This is a genomic window from Polaribacter sp. HL-MS24 (assembly GCF_032758595.1).
Taxonomy (GTDB): domain Bacteria; phylum Bacteroidota; class Bacteroidia; order Flavobacteriales; family Flavobacteriaceae; genus Polaribacter.
Genome location: NZ_CP136415.1, coordinates 662,317 through 685,954 on the forward strand (window position 1 = coordinate 662,317; position 23,638 = coordinate 685,954).

Consider the following 23,638-nt stretch of genomic DNA (forward strand, 5'->3'; position numbering starts at 1 on the left):
AACTTCCCATAAATAGTTTACTGGTATATATGGCGATTCGCTATAGGTTGGAGCGATTGATGCATCTGAAAAATCTAGGATATATCCCGCTGGTGCTTCCTAGCAAATCTGTTGTGTATCAGGAGAAAATGATACCGTTGGATCTGAGATAATGAGAATTTCTTTGGTCTCGATAACAGTTTCACATGTATTTTCGAGCTGTAAAGAAACGTTGTAGCTACCAGGTTGGGTAAATTCAATACTTACATTTGTTTGATTTTCTGCATTGATCGTATCTCCAGTATCTGCATCTACGATTGTAAAACCAGTAGATGTTGCAGGAGTACCTGCTACAGGTGCTACGCTCCATGTATAAGTAGGGTCTCCACAAGATGATGGATCAATCCCCACCGTATTGGATGTATTATTGAAAGCAATGGTTACTGGAGCACAAAGAGTTGTTGACGGATTATAAGTAAAGTCAGGCGCTGGTGTTGGTTCTACAATAATTGTTTTTTCAATCATTGAAAATTCATTACACCCAGAAGTTGTATTGGTTGTTAACCTTAGGGTGTAACATCCCGGAACAGTAGTAAAGTTACTCGGAACAGTAAGTACTGATTGACCAGAATCTGGATTTATAGTAATCCAGCCTTCATAAGCACTCCCGGGGGTATTACTCAAAACTTCTTCATAGTCGGAATAATACGGAGGAAAAAACTCCCATTTAGAAACATAATCAGTACTACATGTGCCTGAAAGTCCGTATTGTGGCAATGTTGAAGTTTCAATCGCAACGATTTCTGAATTGGCACAAACTTTATCTGGTTTTGTAAAATCTGATATTGGAGATGAGTTTACATTCACCCATTTTGTTGTTCCACTCCCATTCAATAGAGGAGTATCACAATTGTAAACTTCGTTGTCAAAAAGATATTTGTTAAATAGGTTAAAATCTACTTGAAAGTAAAAATTACCATCTTCTGAACTTGGATTTACGACTTGTTCTTCAGCATCGCAGGTAACCTTGGTAAAGACATGAACGATCTCACTACAGTTCATTATTTGATTGTGAGTTAGTTCTATTAGTGGAGATCCATCTCCAAAATTGAAATTGTATTTTGAACCTGGATAGTTGTATTTGATTGCATTCGTATCTATAGTAAAGACCACATCAGAATCTAAACAAACTCGGTCACTAGACAAATTTCCTAGAGATGTATTCCCCGTATTTACCATGAATACGACCCCATAAGTCATGGATATTCCATCAACAGTCTTTGTATACTCAATCAAATAGGTTCCAACACTGATACTATCAGGAACCGAAATTTGAGCTCCAATGGATAAAACAGTTCCTGTATCTATTTGATAATCTATTACTGGGGTTGCTGGATTATCTACTAATTTATAAAGTGTAGCCTTGTTATTTGCAGGAGAAATATTGTCAAAAATTATAGAAAAACCGGTTCCAGTTTGATAGTCACTGGCTGAGTTTAGGATACCGATATGATAATTATTACTATCATAGTCTAAACATTTTGAAAAATCCTGTAAAGACAAAAACCCTCCAGAGGAACCGGATGGCAACGATAAGATTGAATTTGTGATTGTATCTGTGGAAATCGTAAATTCATTTGTAGAAATCTCCACCTGAATATCTTCAGGATTATTAAGAGATAATGCTGTAATTTTTAAGGTATAATTTCCAGGACTTGTATCTGCAGGAATCACTCCATTTAGAATAGGGATATAAAACTCATCTTTAGTACTTAGGAGGGTTTCTGTACTCGTCGATGAGTTTACCAGAAACAATTTGAATTGATTGTCTATTTCATAGACACCTACTGGATTGATAAACACCGTAATATTTGAACCAGGTCCATACGTTAAATCATCTTGAAACTTGAGGATCTCAATTGACTTGGGAGTATCGATACAATTTTGTAGGGTTGTTTGTTGTGAAAAACTTAAAAAGGAAATGGTGACTGCAAAAATAAAAAGCAGCGCTTTTTTCGCAATTGAAGATGGGGAATCTTTCATAATTTATGTGTTGTCTACTGAAATAGTACTATTCTAAAGCATTTTTTCTGTATTTAAAAATATTTTTTTCTCATGATTTAAAAAAAAAGACTGTAATTTAAAAAAAATAAAGATACCAATAATCCCAAAGTTGGTGTGAAAAATTTGATTTAATTATTTTGTAAAAAAGTCAAAATCGTTTTAAATTATATCATTAAAATTGAATTCAAAACTAAATTAATAAAAAAAATAATAAAATAACACAAAAACAACATTTACATAAATTTAGTTTTCATAACTGAACAAATTTGAAAAGATTATATTAAATACTAATAAAAAAAACCATCAAAAGCGAACTCTTGATGGTTTAATTCTAATGATCATATTTGCCTATTATTTCCTCTTTTATGATCGAAATAACGCAAAAAAAAAATAACACACCAACTATCTTGGTGCATAGTTTGTGACGGCGGTTTTTAAAACTTCTGCTCGGTCAAAAGACATGGTTTTTGTTTTAAAATTGGCATACAACTCCATTTGATCGGTATAGTGGGGACTCTCTGGTCTTCGGCTATTCCCGTATGAAATCACTGATTCGTAATAGGTTTTGGTAGGTGTAAATCGTACCAACCCGATATAGGATTCACCGTGTGTTATTTTTAAACGTCCGTCTCCATAAGGTTCTCCTCGCATGGCAGTGACTACATCTGGCATTCCAAAAATAGGGAGCTCTTTGGATCCTCTCACCAACTTTTGAAAATCGCCTAACTGAACACGTTCTTTGTGAAAATGCCTATTTATATATTTTTTTGTCTTTTTCAAGGCTTTGTATAATGCCTCCTCTGTAAAAATACGATCGGCTCCCAACGCATCATAAAATGGTTGCAACTGATAATACAATACAGCATAAGCTCCAGCTCCAAAAGATGCTGGGTCAGTAATTCTATCCCAATTCTGAATCTCTTCCAACAAAATTCGAACGTCTGGATAGTCTTCGCTTTTCATCGCAAACAAGGGGTTTATATCCATAAAATTATAATGAAAAGGAATGGGAAATTGGTGATCGTATTTGATGCTTTTAAAACGTTTATAATTAATCAACTCTTCTTCTTGAAGTAACTTCAATAAGCGTGTAGAACGATTGTTGTCGTAGGTTTCAAAATTCATATCCTTAGAAAAATTTTCCGCTTTCGGATTGTCTGCCGCACCTGATGATTTAAACGGACTATGGTTGGCATTGTACACAAAGCCCGAAGTCGGACTCACCACCTGTGGCAAATCTTGTATGTCATAATAGGTATCCCACAAGGTCTTGCGCGTATTCCCCGGAACCACATCAGTCCAATCATACCCCGATGCTCTAATTGGAATTTTACCATTTGAAATATAAAAAATTGTATCGTTTTTATCTGCATAGCCAATATTATAGCCCGGGAGAGCTTTCATTTCTAGAGCTGAATAAAACTCGGTAAAGTTCGTTGCCTTATTCATATGCCACCATTGCTCAAGGGCATTGATATTGGTTATACTAGGAGTTCTTACTGAATACACACCCGTTTTGTTTTTTAGAGTAGGACCATAGATACTCTTATAAAACTTTTTACGAATCGGAATGTTGATTCCCAAAAATTTAACACTGAGCTTGGCTTTGTATTTCTCTAGTAGATATTCTACCCCATCAACGAGGTATACATCATCTTTGGTCGGATGCATTTCCAGTGCAAAAACGTCTGCTTTGTCGGGATAATTCACTGTATGTGTCCAACCTAAAAACTCGTTTGCTCCAGTAAGTAAACACGGAGATCCTGGAAAAGTAGCCCCAATCATGTTGGTTCCTTCTTTGCTTACCAAATGGGCTTCGTACCAAGAGGTTGGCCCTTCCAAGGGTTGATGTGTATTGATCGCTAAAAAAGTTTCTTCAGACTGGGTTCTACTTCTACTGATTGCCATTAAATTGGAACCCTTAGTGTCTTGTTCAATCTCATAAGGCCATGATAACTTGTTATCGACAATGCCTTTGACCAGCTTATCTGCACCATTTGAAATAAACAGTTGCAATTGTGTATAATGGAGTAATTTTTTAGGCGTGATTGGAAACAATTCTTTTTTAAGAATTTCATTAGGGTGTTTTTCGGCAAATGCGTTCAACCCCTCGGTAAACCCTTCAAGAAGCTTTATAAAATCTTTATCTAGGGTATGATACTGTTCGTCAACCGTTTTTTCAGCTTCAATCAGCTGCACCAAAAAATCGGCACCCGCTCCTTTTAAACCGATGAGTTTTCCAAGAAGTCCATTTCCTGCCAAATAGGCTTTTTGTAGGAGTTCAAAATGATCTTCTGCTTGTGCCCAAGCAAAACCATAAGCAACTTCTGAATCTGTAGCAGCATAAATATGAGGAACTCCATAGGCATCTCTTACAATTTCAATATTGTCTGGATTTATCTGAGCAAAATTCTTAAAAGAAATACATAAAAGGAATAGCAGTAGTACAATTTTTTTCATTTGGAGATGTTTTTCTCAAAAATACAACTTTTTGTATTTAAGGATGATGAAAGAAATTTCGAACTTAAAATGAAGAGTAATCGAATTTAAAAAATGGAAGTAAGTTTCCTAATCCAAAACTTTAAAATAGATATCCCAAAGAAAAAGGGTCTGAAAAAAAAGTGAGCATGTTTAATTTTCAATTGATACTCTTCTTTATATAATTGATAATTATATCTTTTGGAAAGACCATTCAATTCACAATTCGCTATGAGAAGTGGAATTTTTTTTGCCCTAGTAGAGCTGATAAAAAGAGACAAATTCAGCTCATAATCTCCTAAAACTTTCAACGTAGGATCAAAGGCTTTCCGATTGAAAATTTCGCGTTTATAAAATACTGACTGATGGTGTACTGTATTCTTAAACCAAAGAAGGAAACTCCAATTGGAACTAAAAATAGGTTTTTTTGGAACTTCTGAATCATAAGCAATATTTCCAAGTAAGACCTGAATCTCAGGTTCAATTTTATTGTTAAAAATTTCCTCAAGAACAGTAGGACTCTCAAAAACATCTCCTGCTCCAATAAAATAAAGCCATTTTCCATGAGACATTGCGACCCCTTTATTCATTGCTTCATAGATTCCAGAATCGTTCTCAGAAATTGCATAAAAGGGCGCTTTCAATTGCGCAAGATAAGTTTGTGTTTCTGCTGAAGACATACCATCAACAATCCACACCTCAAAGTTTTTAAAAGTCTGTTTTTCAATACTCGATACAGTTTTTCGCAACCCTTCAGGGTTGTTTAAAACTGGAATTACGATGGAGACAGTAGGTTTGATTGGTTTAATTTTTAAAATAGTAATCTAGTTTTTTTACTTCTTCTTCCCAACATAAAATCTCTTTCGCCTTTCGCTGATTTTCTTTTATCTCGGAAATTAAATCTGAATTTTTTAAAATTGTATTGATGGTTGCAGCAATTTTTTTGGGTGAATAATCTTCTACAATCAATCCAACTTTGTAAGTATTAATAATCTTTGCGATTTCAACCAAATTTCCAGCTATTATTGGTAATTCTGCATGAATATAATCGAATAATTTATTGGGTAGCGAAAACTCAAAACTCATCCCTAATGGTTCCTCTAACACCATTCCTAAGGTTGCTATTTTGGTATAATTGGCTAACTTCTCTCTAGAAATTCTTCCTAAAAAATGTACGCGATGGTTCATTTTTTCTAACGCAACAAAATCTTTTATTTCCTGTTCTACTTTTCCGTAACCAATAATCACCAAATCTAAATTCTCTATAAATTTTAAGGCTTTAATCATTGGCTTCAATCCTCTTCCTAGGTTTAAAACTCCTTGATACAAAATCGTTTTCCGATCGGTTGGAAAAGCCACTTCTTCAACAATAACTGTATCTTTTTTAAACGGAACATTACGAATGACACCCATTGAATTCTCATATTTATGGTGGTAAAAATGAGAAATTGAATCGCTAACTGTATAAGATTTTTTAATTCTAGGTAAAAAATAATCTTCCATCTTTCGCCAAAATCCTTGTACAAATTTTCTGCCTTGCAATTCTGGTCCTTCTGAAAAAAGCTCGTGACTGTCATAGACTAAATCAATATTTTTCAACTTACTGACCCAAAAACAGGCAGGCAATGTATCTAAATCGTTGGCAAGAATACAATCAAATTTTTTAAAGAATAAAAAGAAGAATAAACGCACATTGTATTCTGCATAAAACAGAAAATTGTGATTGAAAAGGTGTTTTTTTCGATGAATATGATAACTTCTAGAAACGTCTATTGTATTAGGTAAAACTCTTCCGTACACAGTAACCGAAAAATTCTTTTCCTGCAAATAAGTTGCAATTTTATGAACTCTATAGTCTGTAGAAATATCATTGGTTACCGCAACAAAAATTTGCTTTTCATTCGTCAAATTAAATTGAATTTAAATTACACTACAACTTGCTGTGCTACTTCAAACAAGCTTCCTCCCTCACATTTCATGGTTTTGTGCTTGAATTTTACAATGAGTTGATAATCATGAGTCGCCATTAAAATGGTCTTTCCGCTTTGGTGAATCGTATTGAGAAGCTCCATAACTTCCAACGAAGTTTTAGGGTCTAAATTCCCAGTGGGCTCGTCTGCTAAAATTAATTCTGGATCGTTGAGCAATGCTCTTGCGATAGCAACTCGTTGTTGCTCTCCTCCCGATAGCTCATAGGTTTTTTTGTAATACTTACTTTGGATCCCTACTTTTTCAAGAACTTCGTTGATTTTATTTTTAATCGCAGTTTTGTCTTTCCAACCTGTCGCTTTTAAAACAAATTCCAAATTTCCAAAAACAGTTCGGTCATTTAACAATTTAAAATCCTGAAAAACAATTCCTATTTTTCTTCTTAAAAAAGGAATCTCTTTTTCTTTTAAACTCTTTAAATCAAAATCAACAATAGTTCCGCTTCCACTTTGCAATTTCAAATCGCCATAAAGCGTTTTCATCAAACTACTCTTTCCGCTTCCTGTTTTACCAATTAGATAATAAAATTCTCCTTTTTGCAAAGTCAAATTCACCTTCGACAAGACCAAATTATCTCGTTGATAGATGTCTGCATTTTCTAAATTTAAAACTGTATTTTCCATACAACCGTGTAGTTTTTACAAACTTATAAGTTTCTTTCGATTTTTAAGTGAAAATTACAAACTATTCTTACTTTTGACTTGCTAAAACTATTTTTTTTAGACTATCATCAAACAAAATACTAAAAAGTCCGTTAACCATCTAGAGAAACAAAAACAAATCTATGAAGTTTTTTTCAAGCAGGTTCTTATGCACCTGTTCACTTTCTTTACTGGGGTTCAATAGTGCATTTTCACAGCAATCTTATGGGGACACAAACCCCAAAGCAGCTTTTCAAAACGCCTTAAGATTGTACCAAAGCAAAGCATATTCTGTTGCACAAAAAACTTTTGAGAATCTTTCAATAGAAGCTCCAAAGTATTCCTCCCTACATAGTGAAGCTTCTTACTATGAAGCCATGTGTGCCGTATTTCTCAATCAGAAAAATGCAGAAGAGAAAATCAAACTATTTATAACAGAAAACCCTACAAGTATTCAAAAAAACAATGCTTTTTGGAATGTAGGAAATTATTATTTTTCCCTTAATAACGCAGCTCGTTCGTTGAAATGGTTTCAAAAAGTAGCTCCTGAAACCTTATCCAAAGAACAAAAAAATGAATTGAATTTTAAAATGGGCTATGCGCTACTGAGTACCAAAAATTATGAATTGGCACAAAAACGTTTTTCATCGTTACGCAACAATCCAAAATACGGCAATGATGCAAGTTATTATTATGGTTTTATCGCCTACACCTTGGAAGATTATGATACAGCAGAAGCTTCATTTAAAAAATTAGAAAACAACAATTCATATGCCGCATCTGTATCCTATCATTTATTAGATATTTATTTTAAATCTGGTGAATTTGATCGCTGTATAGCCCTAGGAAATCAGTTATTACTGACAGTAAAGTCTAGGGAACAATCGATGATTTCTAAAATTGTGGGAGAAAGTTACTTTCATCTCAAAAAATACAAAGAAGCCATTCCTTTTTTAAAGGCCTATAAAGGGGAAAGACGAAAATGGAACCACAATGATTATTATCAATTGGGCTATGCGTATTACAAACAAAATGATTTTAAAAATGCCATCAACAACTTCAATAAAATTATAGGAAGTCAAAATGAAGTCTCTCAAAATGCCTACTATCATTTAGGAGAAAGCTATTTGAATGTGCTTAAAAAAGCAGAAGCTCTTAGTGCTTTCAAAGCTGCTAGTGAAATGGATTTTGACTTACAAATAAAAGAAGATGCAGCCTTAAATTATGCTAAATTGAGCTACGAAGAGGGCAATCCTTTTCAAAGTGTAGCCGATATTTTACAAAATTTCTTAAAAGCCTATCCAACATCTACATCCTATCAAGAAATCAATAATTTGATTGTAAATTCTTTTATTCAACAACAAGACTATGTGGGTGCACTGCAGTACCTCTCAAAAAACAAGTCCAAAGAAAATACTACACTCGAATTTGAAGTTGCTCTGTACCGAGGAATTCAATTGTATCAAACAAATCAAATTGAAGAAGCTTTGCCTTTTTTCACCCAAGCTAGGCAGTCAAAAAATCAACAAATTGGATTCAAAGCAAGGTATTGGGAAGCAGAAGCACTCTATCAATTGGAAAAATATGATGCATCCTTAGCGAACTTTCTTCAATTAAAAAAGATCCTCAAATGGAATTCAGATCCCGAATTCTCTGAAATAAACTACGCCATTGGGTACACGTATTTTAAGCTCCAGAAATACGAACAAGCCATTCCTTATTTCGAAAATATTTCTAAAAAAGAAGATCTTCCCAAAGAAATTGTTGAAGACGCATTGATTCGATTGGGAGATAGTTATTATGCCACAAAAGCATATCAAAAAGCAATAATTTCCTACCAAAAACTCATTGACAGATCAGGTATCGGAGCCGATTACGCACAATATCAAATAGGAATGAGTTATGGTTTTACCGATAAAAATGACGCCAAAATCAACGCTTTACAGAAAGTAGTAAATCAATATGAAGTATCCGATTTAAAAGACGATGCTTTGTTTCAATTGGGAAATACCTACACGAAACTCAAAAACAATCGAGCGGCAGAACAGGCGTTTGACCAACTTTTAGAGAAGTATCCAAACAGCACTTTCACGCCCAAAGTACTCGTCAGACAAGGATTACTGTATTATAATGAAGGTGAAAACGAAGACGCTTTGAATACATTCAAACAAATTGCGCGTTTGTATCCAAATTCTTCAGAAGCTTTTGAGGCCGTTTCGAATGCTAGAAATGTCTATATCGACCTAGGAAATATTGAAGAATATGTGAACTGGGTTAAAGAATTAAAATTTATCAATATTACCAATTCGGAAGTCGACAACACCACCTTTGCCGCTGCAGAAAAAAAATATATAGCTTCTACTAATTTAGAGGACATTGTTGCTAGTTTAGTAGACTACTGCACCAAGTTCCCAGAAGGGCTACACATTCTTAAAGCGAACTTTTATTTAGGAAAAACGTACTTTAATCAAAAATTATATCCCGAAGCTATTGCTCCTTACAGTCGTGTTTTAGAAGAGGGACAAAATGAATATAGCGAAGCAGCCCTCAATGAATTGTCTCAGATCTACCTGTTTGATGAAGCGTTTCAAAAAGCTCTTCCATTGTTGAAAAGATTGGAGCGGGAAGCCAATTCACCAACCAATATTTTATATGCTCAAAGTAATTTGATGCAAGGCTATTACAAAATGCAAGCTTACGAACTTGCTATTGCCTATGCTAAAAAAATTCTTTTACGAGAGAAGCTCGATACACTTTTAGAAAATGACGCAAAAGTCATCATAGCACGATCGGCATTTCATACAAATGATCCCACTACTGCTGAAGCATTTTACACAGAAGTTGAAAAAAATGCTACTGGAGAACTAAAAGCCGAATCCTTATATTTCAATGCCTTTTTTAAAAATAAAAAAGCAGCATACGAATCGTCGAATGAAATCGTACAAAAACTAATTGCAAATTATTCATCCTACAAGTATTGGGGCGTAAAAAGCTATGTATTGATGGCAAAAAACTACTACGGCTTGCAAGATGTGTATCAAGCAACCTATGTCTTAGAAAATGTTATTCAGAATTTCAAAGAATTTGAAGACATTGTCAAAGAAGCACAAATAGCATTAGAAACCATTAAGGCAACGGAAGCAAAAAGAGGCAGCTCGATACTGCCAGAAAAAAACAAAAATTAATGAAAAACCGTGGTATCTTATTCCTATTATTGAGTTCTTTTGTTGTGGTTAATGCACAAGAAAAGAAAAGTATAGACACTGTAAAAACGGAAATTGTAACTATAATTACCACATACAATCCAAAAATTGCAGATGCGTCCAAGATAAAGAGGACACCAGAACTTACACTAAGTGAAAAAAGCAAAAAAAGAAAGTTGCAATACCCCATCTATTCAGTCCCAGTTGCATCTACCTTTATGCCCAAAACTGGCACCCCAAAGAGTGTAGACCTTGGTAAAAGAGATCGGATTTATAAAAATTATATTGCAGCAGGGTATGGGAATTATTCAACTCCCTTTTTAGAAGCTGCTCTTCGATCAAACAATTCTCGTAATAAGAGTGGAATGGGATTGACCGCCAAGTATATTTCTTCCAACCAAGACATTCAAAACACCTCTTTAACGAGTAGCTATTCCAACTTTAATACTTCGCTGTTTTACAAACAACAAGAACGTGATTTTGATTGGAAAATTACGCTAAATTCTGCACAAGACAAATACAATTGGTATGGAATTCCTGAGTTTTTGAAACAAACTGCCATTCTGAGTGAGATTGTCCCACAACAAAAATATAATTTCACTCAATTGATAGGGGATTTGAATTTTAAAAACTCCTTCATAGAAAATGGTACTGCAAACCTTTCTTATTTTTCTGATGCATATCAGAGCGTTGAAATACTTGGACTTGTCCAAACAAAATTTAATTTCCCATTGGATTTTATTGACAGACAATTGAATGCACTCCCGGTAAACACCCAATTCGAAATCTTCAAAGGAAATTTTAAAAAAGACTATGTTGGCGATTCAGAAGTTAACTATTCAATAATAACTACCAAAATTCAACCCTCTTATCGCTTTAGTTATGAAGATATTTCGTTCAAAACAGGATTTAAAATAGCGGCTTCTTTTGACACAGAAAATAATGTTACTAATCTGTTATTCTATCCCGATGTAGAAATTTCTGCTCCCATCATTGTAAATTTTTTAACAATTTATGCTGGAGTTACGGGAGATTTAAACACCAATACCTACCGTGGTTTTACTGCAGAAAACCCTTATGTCTCTCCAACTCTGTTTATGACTCAAACGAGTGAAAAACAACATTTTTTTCTTGGCTCCAACACAAGCCTCAACACAGAATTCAGTTTTCATTTTAAAGCGAGTTATAAAAACGAAGAAGACAAACCTTTATTTGTTCGAAATAACTCAAAGTCAAACGGAAATACTCTATTAACCAATGGAAAAGCATTGGAAGGGTATGAATATGGCAACTCTTTTCATGTAGTGTATGATGATGTGACCACCACTCGTTTATTGGCTGAAGTAGAATACCAAGCTACTCCAAAAATTACCACTAGCGCAACTGTGCAATATGATAGCTACCAGCTTACAAATGAAAATGAAGCTTGGAATCTTCCCCAACTGCAAGCATCCATTCTTGGAACCTATCAAAGTGGGAACTGGTACGCTAGTTCAACTCTTTATTTTATGGGTGAGCGAAAAGATGGAACCTACAGCGGAACCTTCCTTTCCAACAGAGATGGAATTCACAGCATCGATTCTTTTATCGATATAAACGTGAATGGCGGCTATCGATTCAATGACCATTTTTCGGTATTTTTAAAACTCAACAACATCCTCAATAGCAGTTATCAACAATTTTCAAACTTCGATGTACAGGGTTTTCAAGCCCTAGGAGGTTTGACTTATCAATTTGATTTTTAAAATAAAAAAAAGCAGGTTTTTATTCAATTTCATTTTCGTAAATTTAGACTTTAATCAATTTACTAAAAATGTACAAATCCTCTCTATTCCTTGCACTCACCTTCGTTTTTTTTTCTTGTCTTCAACAGCAAGAAAAAATTAGTTCTTCTACCCAATTATCCAAAGAAGAAAAAATAGATTCCACAAAAATCAAAAGTCTTTTCAATGCTGCCCTAACCCAAGGTGAGTCTTATGAATGGTTACGAGATTTAACACAAACTATTGGAGGAAGACTATCCGGTTCGCCAGAAGCCGCAAAAGCAGTCGTTTGGGGAGAACAATTAATGAAGAGTGTGGGTTTAGACTCTGTATGGCTGCAACCTGTAATGGTACCCCACTGGGTTCGTGGAGAAAAGGAAATTGCTTACTATTTGAATAATGGAAAACAAATAAATGTTCCAATTTGTGCTTTAGGTTTTTCAATAGCCACCCCAAAGGAAGGACTTTCTGCAGAAGTAATTGAAGTACACAGTTTGGAGGAAGCCAAAGCTTTGGGAGAAAAAATGCGTGGCAAAATCGTGTTTTTTAATCGACCTTTTGACAATACCCTCATCAATACCTTTGCAGCCTATGGAGGCTGTGTAGGACAACGGGTTCAAGGGGCTGCTGTTTGTGGGGTATATGGAGCCAAAGGGGTCATTGTCCGTTCTATGACAAATGCTATAGATGATTATCCGCATACAGGAACCATGAGCTATGGCGATTTAGAACCCGAACAATACATTCCAACTGCGGCCATTAGCTCTCGGGCTGCAACTATTTTGAGTGCAGACCTAAAAGCAAACCCTACCTTGAAATTCTACTTTAAACAAAGTTGCCAAACGTTACCCGATGCACCCTCTTTTAATGTGGTCGGGCAAATTACAGGAAGTGAAACTCCCGAAAACATAATGGTTGTTGGCGGTCACTTAGATTCATGGGATTTAGGTGACGGTGCTCACGATGATGGAACTGGTATCGTACAGTCTTTAGAAGTCGCGGCATTGTTTAAGAAAAATAATTTTCGTCTCAAAAACACCTTAAGAGTGGTCTTCTTTATGAATGAAGAAAACGGAACTCGGGGTGCAAAAAAATATGCTGAATTGGCAAAACTCAATCAGGAAAACCATATTGGAGGTTTAGAATCGGATGCCGGTGGACATACACCAAGAGGATTTTCAATTGATGCAAACCTTGCCAATACAACTCTGCTGCAAAGCTGGAAAAAATTACTAGCTCCCTACGGATTACATGACCTCGAACAAGGAGGTTCTGGTGCCGACATCTCACCTCTTAAAGCAGAAACAGTGACTCTTGTTGGATATCGTCCCGACAGTCAACGTTATTTTGACTACCACCACACAAGCATTGATACATTTGACAAGGTAAACAAACGCGAACTAGAATTGGGAAGTGCATCGATGGCGAGTTTCTTATACCTAATGGACAAATACCTATACAACAACACCCCTATAAAACCTTAAAACATGGAGTATTTCATTCTAAGTTTAAAAATCATTTTTGGAGTTTTTTTTAGCTATGCAGGAATCATGCATTTGATAAAGCCCGAATTTTTCAAACATTTTATCCCGAATTTCTTACCCAAACGAGCGGTGAATTCTATTTTTGGAATCATCGAAATTGCTTTGGGAATGGGTTTGTTTTTTAATCAAACTGTGAAAGAAGCTGCCATGGGAATTTTTGTTTTAATGTGGTTTTTCTTACCCATTCACATTTGGGATCTTACCAAAGAAAGACCCGCCATTGGCTCCAAAAAACTCGCCATTATTAGGATTCCCTTTCAGTTTGTATTGTTGTACCTCTCCTATCTAATCTATACACATTCATGAAAAAAATAACTACCATTATTTGTATTGTATTTACTATTCTTTCTTGCAAACAGGAAACCGCAGACCTAATCGTAATCAATGCGAATGCCTATACAGTGAATCCTTCATTTGATAAAGTAGAAGCCTTTGCAATCAAAGATGGGAAATTTATTGGTATTGGAAGCAATCGAGAAATTCAAAAAAAATACAAGCCAAAAGAAATTGTAGACGCTCAAAACAGCACCATTATTCCAGGATTAATTGATGCACATTGTCATTTTTATAGAATGGGACTGCAACAACAAAAAGTAAGCTTAGAGGGCACTAAAAGTTATGAAGAAGTACTCCAAAAAATTGTTGCCTTTCAGAAAGAAAAAAATGTAGAATTTATTACGGGTCGTGGATGGGATCAGAACGATTGGGAGAGTAAAGAATTTCCTACCAAAGAAAAATTAGACCTTTTATTTCCAAATACTCCAGTAGCAATTGGAAGAGTAGATGGCCACGCCTTATTGGTCAATCAAGCAGCCATTGAGCTTTCGGGAATTACAAAAGACTCCCCAGTTTCTGGAGGAGAAATTATTCTTGAAAACGGCAAAATGACAGGAGTTTTAATCGATGCTGCCATGGATTTCATCAAGTTCCCGAAGGTCTCAAAAAAAGAAGCAATTCAAGGACTGTTGGATGCCCAAAAAATCTCTTTTTCTTATGGATTGACTACTGTTGACGACGCGGGTATTGAAAGACAGACCATCGAACTGATTGACAGTTTACAACAAACCAAAGATTTAAAAATGAGAATATATGCGATGGTTTCAGGTGATTCTCAAGAAGCCTTGGATTATTATATCAACAAAGGAATTCTCAAAACAGACAACTTACATGTACGCTCTTTTAAAGTCTATGGAGATGGTGCTTTGGGTTCTCGAGGTGCAGCCATGCGCAGTCCTTATTCCGATAGAGAACATCATTTTGGAGCCTTGATCTATCCGCCAAACAGATATCAAGAGATTGCCAAACAAATAGCAGCATCCGACTTTCAAATGAATACCCATGCTATTGGAGATTCTACAAATCACTGGATGTTGAAAGTCTATAAAGAAGTATTAGCAAATGCAAAAAATAGAAGATGGAGAATTGAGCACGCACAAATCATAGCTCCCGAGGATTTCAAAAATTTTAACAATATACTTCCTTCAGTTCAACCTACCCATGCTACCTCCGATATGTATTGGGCAGAAGATCGAATTGGAGAAACTCGCATGAAAGGAGCCTACGCATTCAAAGACTTGTTGAATCGATATGGAAAAATTGCCTTAGGAACTGACTTTCCTGTAGAGCAGGTAAATCCATTTTTAACCTTCTATGCAGCTACCGCACGAAAAGACCTCTACCAATATCCCAAAGAGGGCTTTCAAATGGAGAATGCGTTGAGCAGGGAAGAAACCTTAAAAGGGATGACTATCTGGGCTGCTTATGCTAATTTTGAAGAAAACGAAAAAGGAAGTATCTCGGTTGGGAAATTTGCAGACTTTGTCATCCTCGATCAAAATATTATGGAAATTGAAACCAAAGAAATTCCGAAAACAAAAGTGATTCACACCTATTTAAACGGAGAGAAAGTTTATTAAAAATCTTATATTTGCCAACAAATTTAAAACACATTTCAATGAAAAAAATCCTTCCCATATTTTTCGCCTTTTTTCTGTTTCTTTCTTGTGCTAAAGACGATGATAATAATTTTGGCGCTCAAACAGAAGCTGACATTCTGAAATATATTGAAGACAACAATTTATCTGCTGAAAGAACCAATTCTGGATTGTTTTATGTGATAAATGAGCTAGGAAATGGAGCAAGACCTACGAGTAGCTCAAACGTTACAGTAGCCTATAAAGGATATTTTTTAAATGGCAATGTTTTTGATCAAAATCAGAACGGATATACCACAAATTTGAATCGAGTAATTTCAGGATGGACCGAAGGAATTCAGCTTTTTAAGGAAGGTGGATCTGGTGTTTTATTAATCCCATCAAAGCTTGGCTATGGTGATCGTGGAAATAGTTCGATCCTGGAGGGGCTGCTTTGGTATTCGACATCAATTTAATCAGCGTGAATTAAAACATGCGATTTTATGATAAAAAAAAAGCGAAACTTTAAAGTTTCGCTTTTTTTTAGCTTCTGATTGGCTTAACAAAATCATCAATTTTTTCAATTCCGTTGTGGTCTAGGTATTTGATAAAGGCAGAACCAATGATGGCTCCATCGGCGTAAGAACAAGCAGTATTAAAGGTAGTTTTGTCTGAAATCCCAAAACCAACAATTAATTTACTTTTCAATCCCATTGCTTGAATTCTTTCAAAATAGGCAATTTGCTGATTTGAAATTTCTCCTTTTGCTCCAGTAATTGAAGAAGAAGCAACCACATATATAAATGCTTTGGTATAACTATCAATTTTCTGAATGCGTTCAACTTCTGTATTGGGTGTGATTAAAAATACATTGGTCAGCCCATACTTATCAAACAATGCTTGGTAGTGATTTTCAAACTCTACCATTGGCAAATCAGGAATGATTAGGGTTTCTATACCACAATCTACTACTTTTTGACAAAATTTTTCTTCCCCATATTTTAGCATTTGATTTAAATAGCCCATTAATACCAAAGGAGTGGTATTCGTGCTTTTAATCGTCATGAGTTGTTCAAAAATAACATCTAAATTAATTCCATTTTCCAAGGCTTTCTGGCTACTGTCCTGAATAGTAGGCCCATCGGCTAAAGGGTCTGAATACGGCAACCCCACTTCAATAAAATCGACTCCACTTTTTTCTAAAGCAGCAATAACCTTGGTCGTATCTCCTAACTTTGGAAAACCTGAGGTGAAATAAATGGATAATACGTTTTTCTTTTCCGACAATAATGAATGTAACTTTTTCATACTATACCAGTTCTTGTTTGAAACGTTTGAGTTCTTCTTCAATGCCACTCCACAATTGAATTCGCACTTCTAGTGATTTTTTGGCAACTTCTAATACCTCTGCCCATTTTTGAGCATCATTGCCACACAATTCTGTAACCATTTGCAAGGACAATGGTCCATGTTCGTCACCATCCAACTCAATATGACGGTTCAAATAGTAGGTGAAACTTTCAAAACCAATATGTTGTTCAGAGGTTGCTTCAGCTACAATTTTTAGAAACATATCCGGAATCACATCTTCTCTTCCAAAAGTGAAGGCCGATGCAATTTTGTGAGTTTCTTTAGAATCTACTATTTGAAAAGTATAAGATACAAAATCCTTTACAGTAGTGTGAATAGAAGTCTTTTCTAAACAATTTTCTACAGAAGCTTCCAACTCAATTTGTTTGATAAAGGCGTTAATTTTTGAGGTATCTGCTCCAATTTCTCGCATGGCATCAAGATACATTTCAAAATGACTTTTAACTACCCCATCTTTATCAAAATCACTTTCTTCTGCTACCGTTATTTCATTAATAAAACGAGCGAGGACTGCATTTTTTCTTGGAACCCAAGGGGTCGTTACAGTGGTTAGCTCAATTTGTAAAGCTTTTAAAAGAGACATAAAATCCCAAACCGCAAAAACATGATTTTCCATAAAAAGTCTGACATCATGAAGTGATTGAAGATTTTTATAAAGGGAATGGTTTTTTAACTGCGCTCTTAAAGGCGCTATTTCGTTTTCTATAAAATCAATATTAGGATTCATTATTCTTTTAAGTATTTAATAAATATTTCTAAATCTTTATCTCCTCTACCCGATAAATTAATAACGACCACTTGGTCTTTTTTTAATTTCATTTTTGGCAAAACTGCCAAAGCATGCGCTGTTTCTAGAGCAGGAATAATCCCTTCAATTTTAGTCAATTCATAGGCAGCAGCCAATGCTTCTTCATCGGTTGCATTCATAAACTTCGCTCTTTTAGTTTCAAACAAAAAAGCGTGTAGTGGTCCAACGCCAGGATAATCTAATCCTGCAGAAATAGAATAAGGCTCAACAATTTGTCCATACTCATCTTGCATTAAAATGGTCTTACTACCGTGAATGATTCCAACTTGTCCTAATTGAGATGTCGCAGCACTTTCTCCAGAATTGACACCCATTCCTGCCGCCTCCACAGCAATTAGCTCCACATCTTCATCTTCCATATAATGATAAAAAGCACCTGCAGCATTACTCCCACCACCTACACAAGCAATAATGGTATCTGGATTTTCTTTGCCTGTCTTTTCTTTCAACTGCCATTTCATTTCTTCCGAAATTACAGCTTGCAAACGTGCAACCATATCTGGATGTGGATGCGGGCCAACTACAGAACCTATTAAGTAAAAAGTTTCTGGATTCTGTATCCAATATCGAATTGCTTCGTTAGTAGCATCTTTTAAGGTTTTACTCCCACTGGTTGCAGGCACTACCTTTGCTCCCAACATTTTCATTCTAGCAACATTGGGTGCTTGCCGTACAATGTCTTTTTCACCCATAAAAACAGTACATTCTAGACCCATTAAGGCACATACTGTGGCAGTAGCAACTCCGTGTTGCCCAGCACCAGTTTCTGCAATTATCTTGGTTTTTCCTAATTTCTTAGCAATCAAAATCTGTCCCACCGTATTGTTTACTTTATGAGCACCCGTATGGTTTAAATCTTCGCGTTTTAAATAAATATGCGCTCCGTATTTTTCTGACAGACGCTTGGCCAAATACAAGGGAGTTGGACGCCCAACATAATCTTTTAGCAACGATTTGTACTCTTTCTGAAATTCTTCTGACTCGATAATTTGAATATAATTATCTTCTAATTCTTTTACATTAGGATATAACAATTCTGGGATAAATGCTCCCCCAAATTGTCCAAAATATCCATTTTCGTCGGGTTGAAATTTTGATTTCATATCTATATAGTGTAACTGTATTATTATGTAATATTAAATTAGTTCGATAGCCTATTTTTAAACTGTTGTAATTGCTTAAAATCTTTCATTCCTAGCGCGATCTCAAATTGACTATTAACATCCAGGGCATAAATTGGTAAATCTGAAGCGATTAATTTTTGAACTTCCTCCACATCATCCGAACCGATTCCACCGCTTAAAAAAAGGGTTTATCGAAAGGATAGTTTTTCAAAACGGCCCAATCAAATTTTATACCATTTCCACCTCTGTCTTTCCCTTTGGTGTCAAATAAAAAATAGTCAACTACCGCTGTATAAGGTTTTAAACTCTCAAAATCAAAAGTGTCTTTGATACCAAACACTTTGATCAATTCTACTTTTTCTGCAGAAAGAACATGCTTGTTTTTTTCTTTTTTTGACAACGATTTTCTTCAAGAAATAACGCGCGTCTCTGAGCTAAAGCCGCTTGCAATTCTTGAACATATTCGACAGATTCATCTCCGTGCAATTGAACTGCATCCAAACGATATTCTTCTACTAAAGAAATTACAATTTCAAGATATTCATTGACAAAAACACCAGTTTTTTTGATGGTAGCTGGAAGCTCTGGAAGAATTCCTTCAAAGTTTCTCTTCGATTGGTCATAGAAAATAAAGCCCATATAATCAGGTTGCAATTCAGCAACTTGTTGGATGTTTTCTACATATTTCATTCCGCAAACTTTCAATTTCATCCTATAGTCTATTTAAATATTTCTTTATACGATTCACGCTTCCACATGTATTCATTCCTATCGAATTTGACTGATAAATTCTTTACAAGCGTTTTCTGGATCCTCTTCTTTCATAAAATTCTCTCCAATTAAAAATCCTTGAAAACCAAATTCTTTTAATCCTGTAATAATTCTAGGATCTGAAATTCCACTTTCTGATATTTTGATAGCAGAGGTGGGAATTTGATTTGCCAACCTCATCGAGTGCTCTAAATCTACTTCAAAGGTTTTTAAATTTCGATTATTGATCCCAATAATTTTGTTGTCTAAATCATTGATCTTGTCTAAATCTTCTTGAGTATGCACCTCATACAAAACTTCCATTCCTAAATCCGTTGCCAAATTTCCAAAATTCTTCAATTCTAATGGAGTCAAACATGAGGCAATCAATAAAATCACATCGGCACCAATTGCTTTGGCTTCTACTATTTGAAATCCATCAACAACAAAATCTTTGCGTAAAATTGGCTTCTGTTGGTTGATCACTCTGGCTTCCATCAAATCTGCCATGGTACCCCCAAAAAACGAAGTATCTGTCAAAATAGATTGCGCAGCAACGTTAGCATCTAGGTATCCGTTGGTAACCTCAGCAATAGTCGCTTTGTCGTTGATAATTCCTTTGGAAGGAGATTGGCGTTTGTATTCCGCAATAATACCCGTAGAACCCACTTCTAACAACGATTTCTTTAATGATAAAACAGTTCTTCCAAAATTGGGGCTTTCAACTAATTTCTTGACAGGAACTTCTGCTTTGATCTTAGCAATTTCCTTCTTTTTAAATGCAATAATTTTATCTAGTATGGTCATGAATAATATGTAATTACGAATTTTAAATTATCAATTTTGAACGGTCTTATAGATGTTTTCAATACTATTTAAAATTTCTTTATCTCTTTTATTAATAATTCTAATTCTTAGTTAACAATTTCAAACATTGTTTTGCTTTCAATCCAAACAAAGAATTCTTTGCTTCTTCATAGGCAGCTTCAAAACTCTTCGTTTCTGAGACTATTTTTAATGCAAAGGCTGCATTGGTAAGCACTACATTATTTTGTGCTTCAGTTCCTTTTCCGTCTAGAATTGATGTGAATATTTTTGCTGCGTCTGCTACTGAATTCCCCCCAAATATTTCAGATTGAGCTATTCTTTTTTGACCGATATCTTCTGGATTGATTAGCTGTTCTCCTTTTTTGGTAAAAAATTTGAATCCACCTGTTAAAGAAATTTCGTCATAGCCGTCTACTGCGTGAATTATTCCATATTGAATTTCCTTTTCTTCTTGAAGAATGTAATTATACAAACGCGCGACTTCCAAATTAAAGGTTCCCAATAAATGATTTTTGGGAGAACTTGGATTGACTAAAGGGCCTAGCATATTGAAAAAAGTTTTTAAAGCCAATGCCTTTCTTGTAGGGCCAACTGCTTTCATTGCTGGATGAAATTTTGGCGCATGTAAAAAACAAATATTTGCTTTTTCCAAATGTGCTCTTAGGATGTGTTCGTCATTGGTAAACTCATAGCCAAAACTCTCCAACATATCAGAGGAACCCGACTGGGAAGATACGGAATAATTTCCGTGCTTTGCTACCATTTGCCCCGTCCCTGCTACAACAAAAGAAGTTAATGTAGAGATGTTAAACGTGTCTTTTCCATCTCCACCAGTTCCCACAATATCAATGGTATTATAGTCTGAAAAATCAACTTTTATCGCCAATTCTTGCAAAGCACTTCTAAATCCAGAAAGCTCGTCAACGGTAATTGGGCGCATCATAAAAACCGTCATAAACGATGCCAAATGCGCATCATTGTATTTTTCGGAAGCAATCTCAATTAAGATGCGTTTTGCTTCTTCTTTAGACAGTTTCTTGTGTTGATATAAGTCGTTTAATATTGCTTTCATTCGAATTCAGTTCTAAAAATTTGAAAGTGTCAAGTTGAAAAGTACTTTTTGCCTAAAACTTAAAAACTTTTAATTTAATTACTTTTTTACACTTTCTATAAAGTTGCGAACCAATTGTTCTCCAACATCGGTTAAAATTGATTCTGGATGAAATTGTACTGCACTAATTTGAAATTCTTTATGTTGTATGGCCTGAATACCGCCTTCCTGATCTCTTGCCGTAACTCTCAGTGCTTGAGGAAAACCTTCATCGGTTGCTGCCCAAGAATGGTAGCGTGCTGCTAAAAATACTTCAGATACTTCTTTGAAAATAACAGCACTTGAATCGGTCACTTTCATTTCAGTAGCTACTCCGTGATATACAGTGTCTAAATTGATGATGGTTCCACCAAAAACCTCGGTAATTGCTTGCAAACCCAAACAAACTCCGAATATTGGTTTGATGCCTGCATAACTGCGAATGACTTCTTTTAAGATCCCTGCTTCCTCTGGAATCCCAGGATCTTAGTGATAGCATGATCAAGTCGTATTGCCCGACATCTTCGACACTAATTTCATCGTTTCTATAGACTGCAGGGAAATTTCCTGTAATTTTCTCAACCATATGAACCAGGTTGTAAGTAAACGAATCGTAATTATCTAGTATTAATATTTTCATACTATAGTTTTTAGCTTTTAAGAATTTGCCAATAGCAAACTGCTAAAAGGTATTTTTAAATGTTTTCAGCCAAAATCAATGCTTTTTTTAAGGCGGCTAATTTGTTATTGACTTCTTGTAATTCCTTTTCTTCATCAGAATGAATTACAATTCCTGCTCCTGCTTGTGAATACAAGACGTTATTTTTACTTACAAAAGAACGAATGGCAATGGCTAAATTGACAGAACCGTCTAATCCGATAATTCCAACTGCCCCTCCATAAAACCCTCGAGACTGATTTTCATATTTATCGATCAACTCCATCGCTTTGTATTTTGGAGCCCCGCTTAATGTTCCTGCAGGAAAAGTATCTCCAACAATTTCAATTGGTTCTCCTTTGATTTTTCCTTGAACGGTGGATACTAAATGAATGACGTGACTAAAATATTGTACTTCCTTAAACACCTCTACGGTCACTTGATCGGCGTGTTTACTCAAATCGTTTCGTGCCAAATCAACCAACATCACATGTTCTGCCGTTTCTTTTTTATCTTCAGATAATTTCTTTCCCAACTTGATGTCTTCTGCCATTTCTCCCGTTCTTCGGAAAGTTCCTGCTATTGGGTTGATTGTTGCTTTTCCTCCAGAAATTTTTATTTGTGCTTCTGGCGAAGAACCCATCAATTTAAAATTCCCATAATCAAAATAAAACAAATACGGTGATGGATTAATTGACCGCAAAGCTCTGTATACATTAAACTCGTCTCCTTTAAATTCTTGTTGAAATTGACGCGATAACACCAACTGAAATACATCCCCTCTTTTACAATGAGCTTTCGCCTTTGCTACGTATTCTTTAAAATCATCATTGGTACAATTGGAAGTTTCAGCACCTACAATTTCAAATTTGTGGGTATTAAACGATTGGACATCAATAATCGTTTCAATTTCCGAAATTCTAGAAGTTCCATCTTCTTCCATATTTTCAATCAAGGTCATCTCATCGTTAAAATGATTTATGGCAATAATAAAACGATAGAAGCTATATTGCATTTCTGGAATTGCAGAAGGTGCTTTTTTATTTTTAAACCTAATGTTTTCAAAATACTGTACACTATCAAAAGTTGTATATCCATACAAACCATTGAAGGACTTAAGCTCTTTTGGACAATCCAATGCAATGGATTTTTGAAACACATCAAACAGCTCATAAAAGTTTTTATCGACTTGGTGATCAGCGACTTGCACCCCTTTGTGAGATACAGTAAATCTGGCATCTTCGACCTTCATGGTAACCATTGGCGCTATACAGATAAAAGAAAAACTTTCTTCTTTACTGTGATAATCGGAACTTTCTAATAAGAGGGTGTTTGCATATTTATCTCGAAAACGCAAATACAATCCAACTGGCGTAACGGTATCTGAAATCCTAGTAGTACTGGTTGTTTTAAATTGTATTTCTTTCATTTATGC

General features: G+C 35.2%; 19 protein-coding genes and 1 pseudogene. 6 read left to right on the forward strand and 14 right to left on the reverse strand.

Features of this window, described 5'->3' with window-relative positions:
• Positions 1 to 99: 99 nt before the first annotated feature.
• The 5 genes from RRF69_RS03200 to RRF69_RS03220 form a co-directional block, all read right to left on the reverse strand.
• On the reverse strand, positions 100 to 2,022 hold the full coding sequence (locus tag RRF69_RS03200) for a hypothetical protein (protein ID WP_316940532.1): 1,923 nt from the start codon (positions 2,020 to 2,022) through the stop codon (positions 100 to 102).
• A gap of 423 nt (positions 2,023 to 2,445) precedes the next feature.
• Positions 2,446 to 4,503, reverse strand: coding sequence for an acylase (locus tag RRF69_RS03205; RefSeq protein ID WP_316940533.1), 2,058 nt, complete (start codon positions 4,501 to 4,503; stop codon positions 2,446 to 2,448).
• A gap of 86 nt (positions 4,504 to 4,589) precedes the next feature.
• The gene (locus tag RRF69_RS03210) at positions 4,590 to 5,270 is read right to left on the reverse strand and encodes a glycosyltransferase (RefSeq protein WP_316940534.1); all 681 of its coding nucleotides are present in this window, start codon (positions 5,268 to 5,270) and stop codon (positions 4,590 to 4,592) included.
• Positions 5,271 to 5,325: 55 nt separating this feature from the next.
• Positions 5,326 to 6,429, reverse strand: a complete 1,104-nt coding sequence (locus tag RRF69_RS03215) for a glycosyltransferase (protein WP_316940535.1) — start codon at positions 6,427 to 6,429, stop codon at positions 5,326 to 5,328.
• Positions 6,430 to 6,446: 17 nt separating this feature from the next.
• Positions 6,447 to 7,133: a cell division ATP-binding protein FtsE gene (locus tag RRF69_RS03220; protein WP_316940536.1), complete on the reverse strand. Its 687-nt coding sequence runs from the start codon at positions 7,131 to 7,133 to the stop codon at positions 6,447 to 6,449.
• A gap of 161 nt (positions 7,134 to 7,294) precedes the next feature.
• Between RRF69_RS03220 and RRF69_RS03225 the strand changes: the two genes are divergently transcribed.
• The 6 genes from RRF69_RS03225 (at position 7,295) to RRF69_RS03250 (ending at position 16,050) form a co-directional block, all read left to right on the forward strand.
• Positions 7,295 to 10,336: a tetratricopeptide repeat protein gene (locus RRF69_RS03225; protein WP_316940537.1), complete on the forward strand. Its 3,042-nt coding sequence runs from the start codon at positions 7,295 to 7,297 to the stop codon at positions 10,334 to 10,336.
• Positions 10,336 to 12,099, forward strand: coding sequence for a hypothetical protein (locus RRF69_RS03230; protein ID WP_316940538.1), 1,764 nt, complete (start codon positions 10,336 to 10,338; stop codon positions 12,097 to 12,099). Before RRF69_RS03225 ends, RRF69_RS03230 begins: the two co-directional genes overlap by 1 nt.
• Positions 12,100 to 12,167: 68 nt before the next feature.
• Positions 12,168 to 13,601 (forward strand): M20/M25/M40 family metallo-hydrolase, encoded by a 1,434-nt coding sequence (locus tag RRF69_RS03235; protein WP_316940539.1) that lies wholly within the window; start codon positions 12,168 to 12,170, stop codon positions 13,599 to 13,601.
• Positions 13,602 to 13,604: 3 nt separating this feature from the next.
• Positions 13,605 to 13,967, forward strand: coding sequence for a MauE/DoxX family redox-associated membrane protein (locus RRF69_RS03240; RefSeq protein WP_316940540.1), 363 nt, complete (start codon positions 13,605 to 13,607; stop codon positions 13,965 to 13,967).
• Positions 13,964 to 15,577, forward strand: a complete 1,614-nt coding sequence (locus RRF69_RS03245; RefSeq protein WP_316940541.1) for an amidohydrolase — start codon at positions 13,964 to 13,966, stop codon at positions 15,575 to 15,577. The genes RRF69_RS03240 and RRF69_RS03245 overlap by 4 nt, the downstream gene beginning before the upstream one ends.
• Positions 15,578 to 15,615: 38 nt before the next feature.
• Positions 15,616 to 16,050, forward strand: a complete 435-nt coding sequence (locus RRF69_RS03250; RefSeq protein ID WP_316940542.1) for an FKBP-type peptidyl-prolyl cis-trans isomerase — start codon at positions 15,616 to 15,618, stop codon at positions 16,048 to 16,050.
• Between the two features lie 67 nt (positions 16,051 to 16,117).
• On the opposite strand, the gene trpA is transcribed toward RRF69_RS03250, so the two are convergent.
• The 9 genes and pseudogenes from trpA to RRF69_RS03295 all read right to left on the reverse strand — a co-directional run bounded on the left by trpA (position 16,118) and on the right by RRF69_RS03295 (position 23,632).
• Complete coding sequence (trpA, locus tag RRF69_RS03255; protein ID WP_316940543.1) at positions 16,118 to 16,882, reverse strand: tryptophan synthase subunit alpha; 765 nt, start codon at positions 16,880 to 16,882, stop codon at positions 16,118 to 16,120.
• Between the two features lies 1 nt (position 16,883).
• Positions 16,884 to 17,672 carry a DUF3050 domain-containing protein gene (locus RRF69_RS03260; RefSeq protein WP_316940544.1) on the reverse strand — a complete coding sequence of 263 codons (789 nt, stop codon included), beginning with the start codon at positions 17,670 to 17,672 and terminating at the stop codon, positions 16,884 to 16,886.
• Positions 17,672 to 18,856, reverse strand: coding sequence for a tryptophan synthase subunit beta (trpB, locus tag RRF69_RS03265; protein ID WP_316940545.1), 1,185 nt, complete (start codon positions 18,854 to 18,856; stop codon positions 17,672 to 17,674). The genes RRF69_RS03260 and trpB overlap by 1 nt, the downstream gene beginning before the upstream one ends.
• A gap of 196 nt (positions 18,857 to 19,052) precedes the next feature.
• Entirely contained in the window at positions 19,053 to 19,217 is a 165-nt protein-coding gene (locus RRF69_RS03270; RefSeq protein WP_316941103.1) for a hypothetical protein, read from the reverse strand.
• Positions 19,218 to 19,228: 11 nt separating this feature from the next.
• Positions 19,229 to 19,588: a hypothetical protein gene (locus RRF69_RS03275; RefSeq protein ID WP_316940546.1), complete on the reverse strand. Its 360-nt coding sequence runs from the start codon at positions 19,586 to 19,588 to the stop codon at positions 19,229 to 19,231.
• 57 nt (positions 19,589 to 19,645) lie between these two features.
• Positions 19,646 to 20,434 (reverse strand): indole-3-glycerol phosphate synthase TrpC, encoded by a 789-nt coding sequence (trpC, locus tag RRF69_RS03280; protein ID WP_316940547.1) that lies wholly within the window; start codon positions 20,432 to 20,434, stop codon positions 19,646 to 19,648.
• A 100-nt stretch (positions 20,435 to 20,534) separates the two neighbouring features.
• Positions 20,535 to 21,527 (reverse strand): anthranilate phosphoribosyltransferase, encoded by a 993-nt coding sequence (gene trpD / locus RRF69_RS03285; protein WP_316940548.1) that lies wholly within the window; start codon positions 21,525 to 21,527, stop codon positions 20,535 to 20,537.
• A 78-nt stretch (positions 21,528 to 21,605) separates the two neighbouring features.
• A pseudogene (locus tag RRF69_RS03290) lies at positions 21,606 to 22,185 on the reverse strand (anthranilate synthase component II).
• 55 nt (positions 22,186 to 22,240) lie between these two features.
• Positions 22,241 to 23,632, reverse strand: a complete 1,392-nt coding sequence (locus tag RRF69_RS03295; protein ID WP_316940549.1) for an anthranilate synthase component I family protein — start codon at positions 23,630 to 23,632, stop codon at positions 22,241 to 22,243.
• Between the last annotated feature and the right edge of the window lie 6 nt (positions 23,633 to 23,638).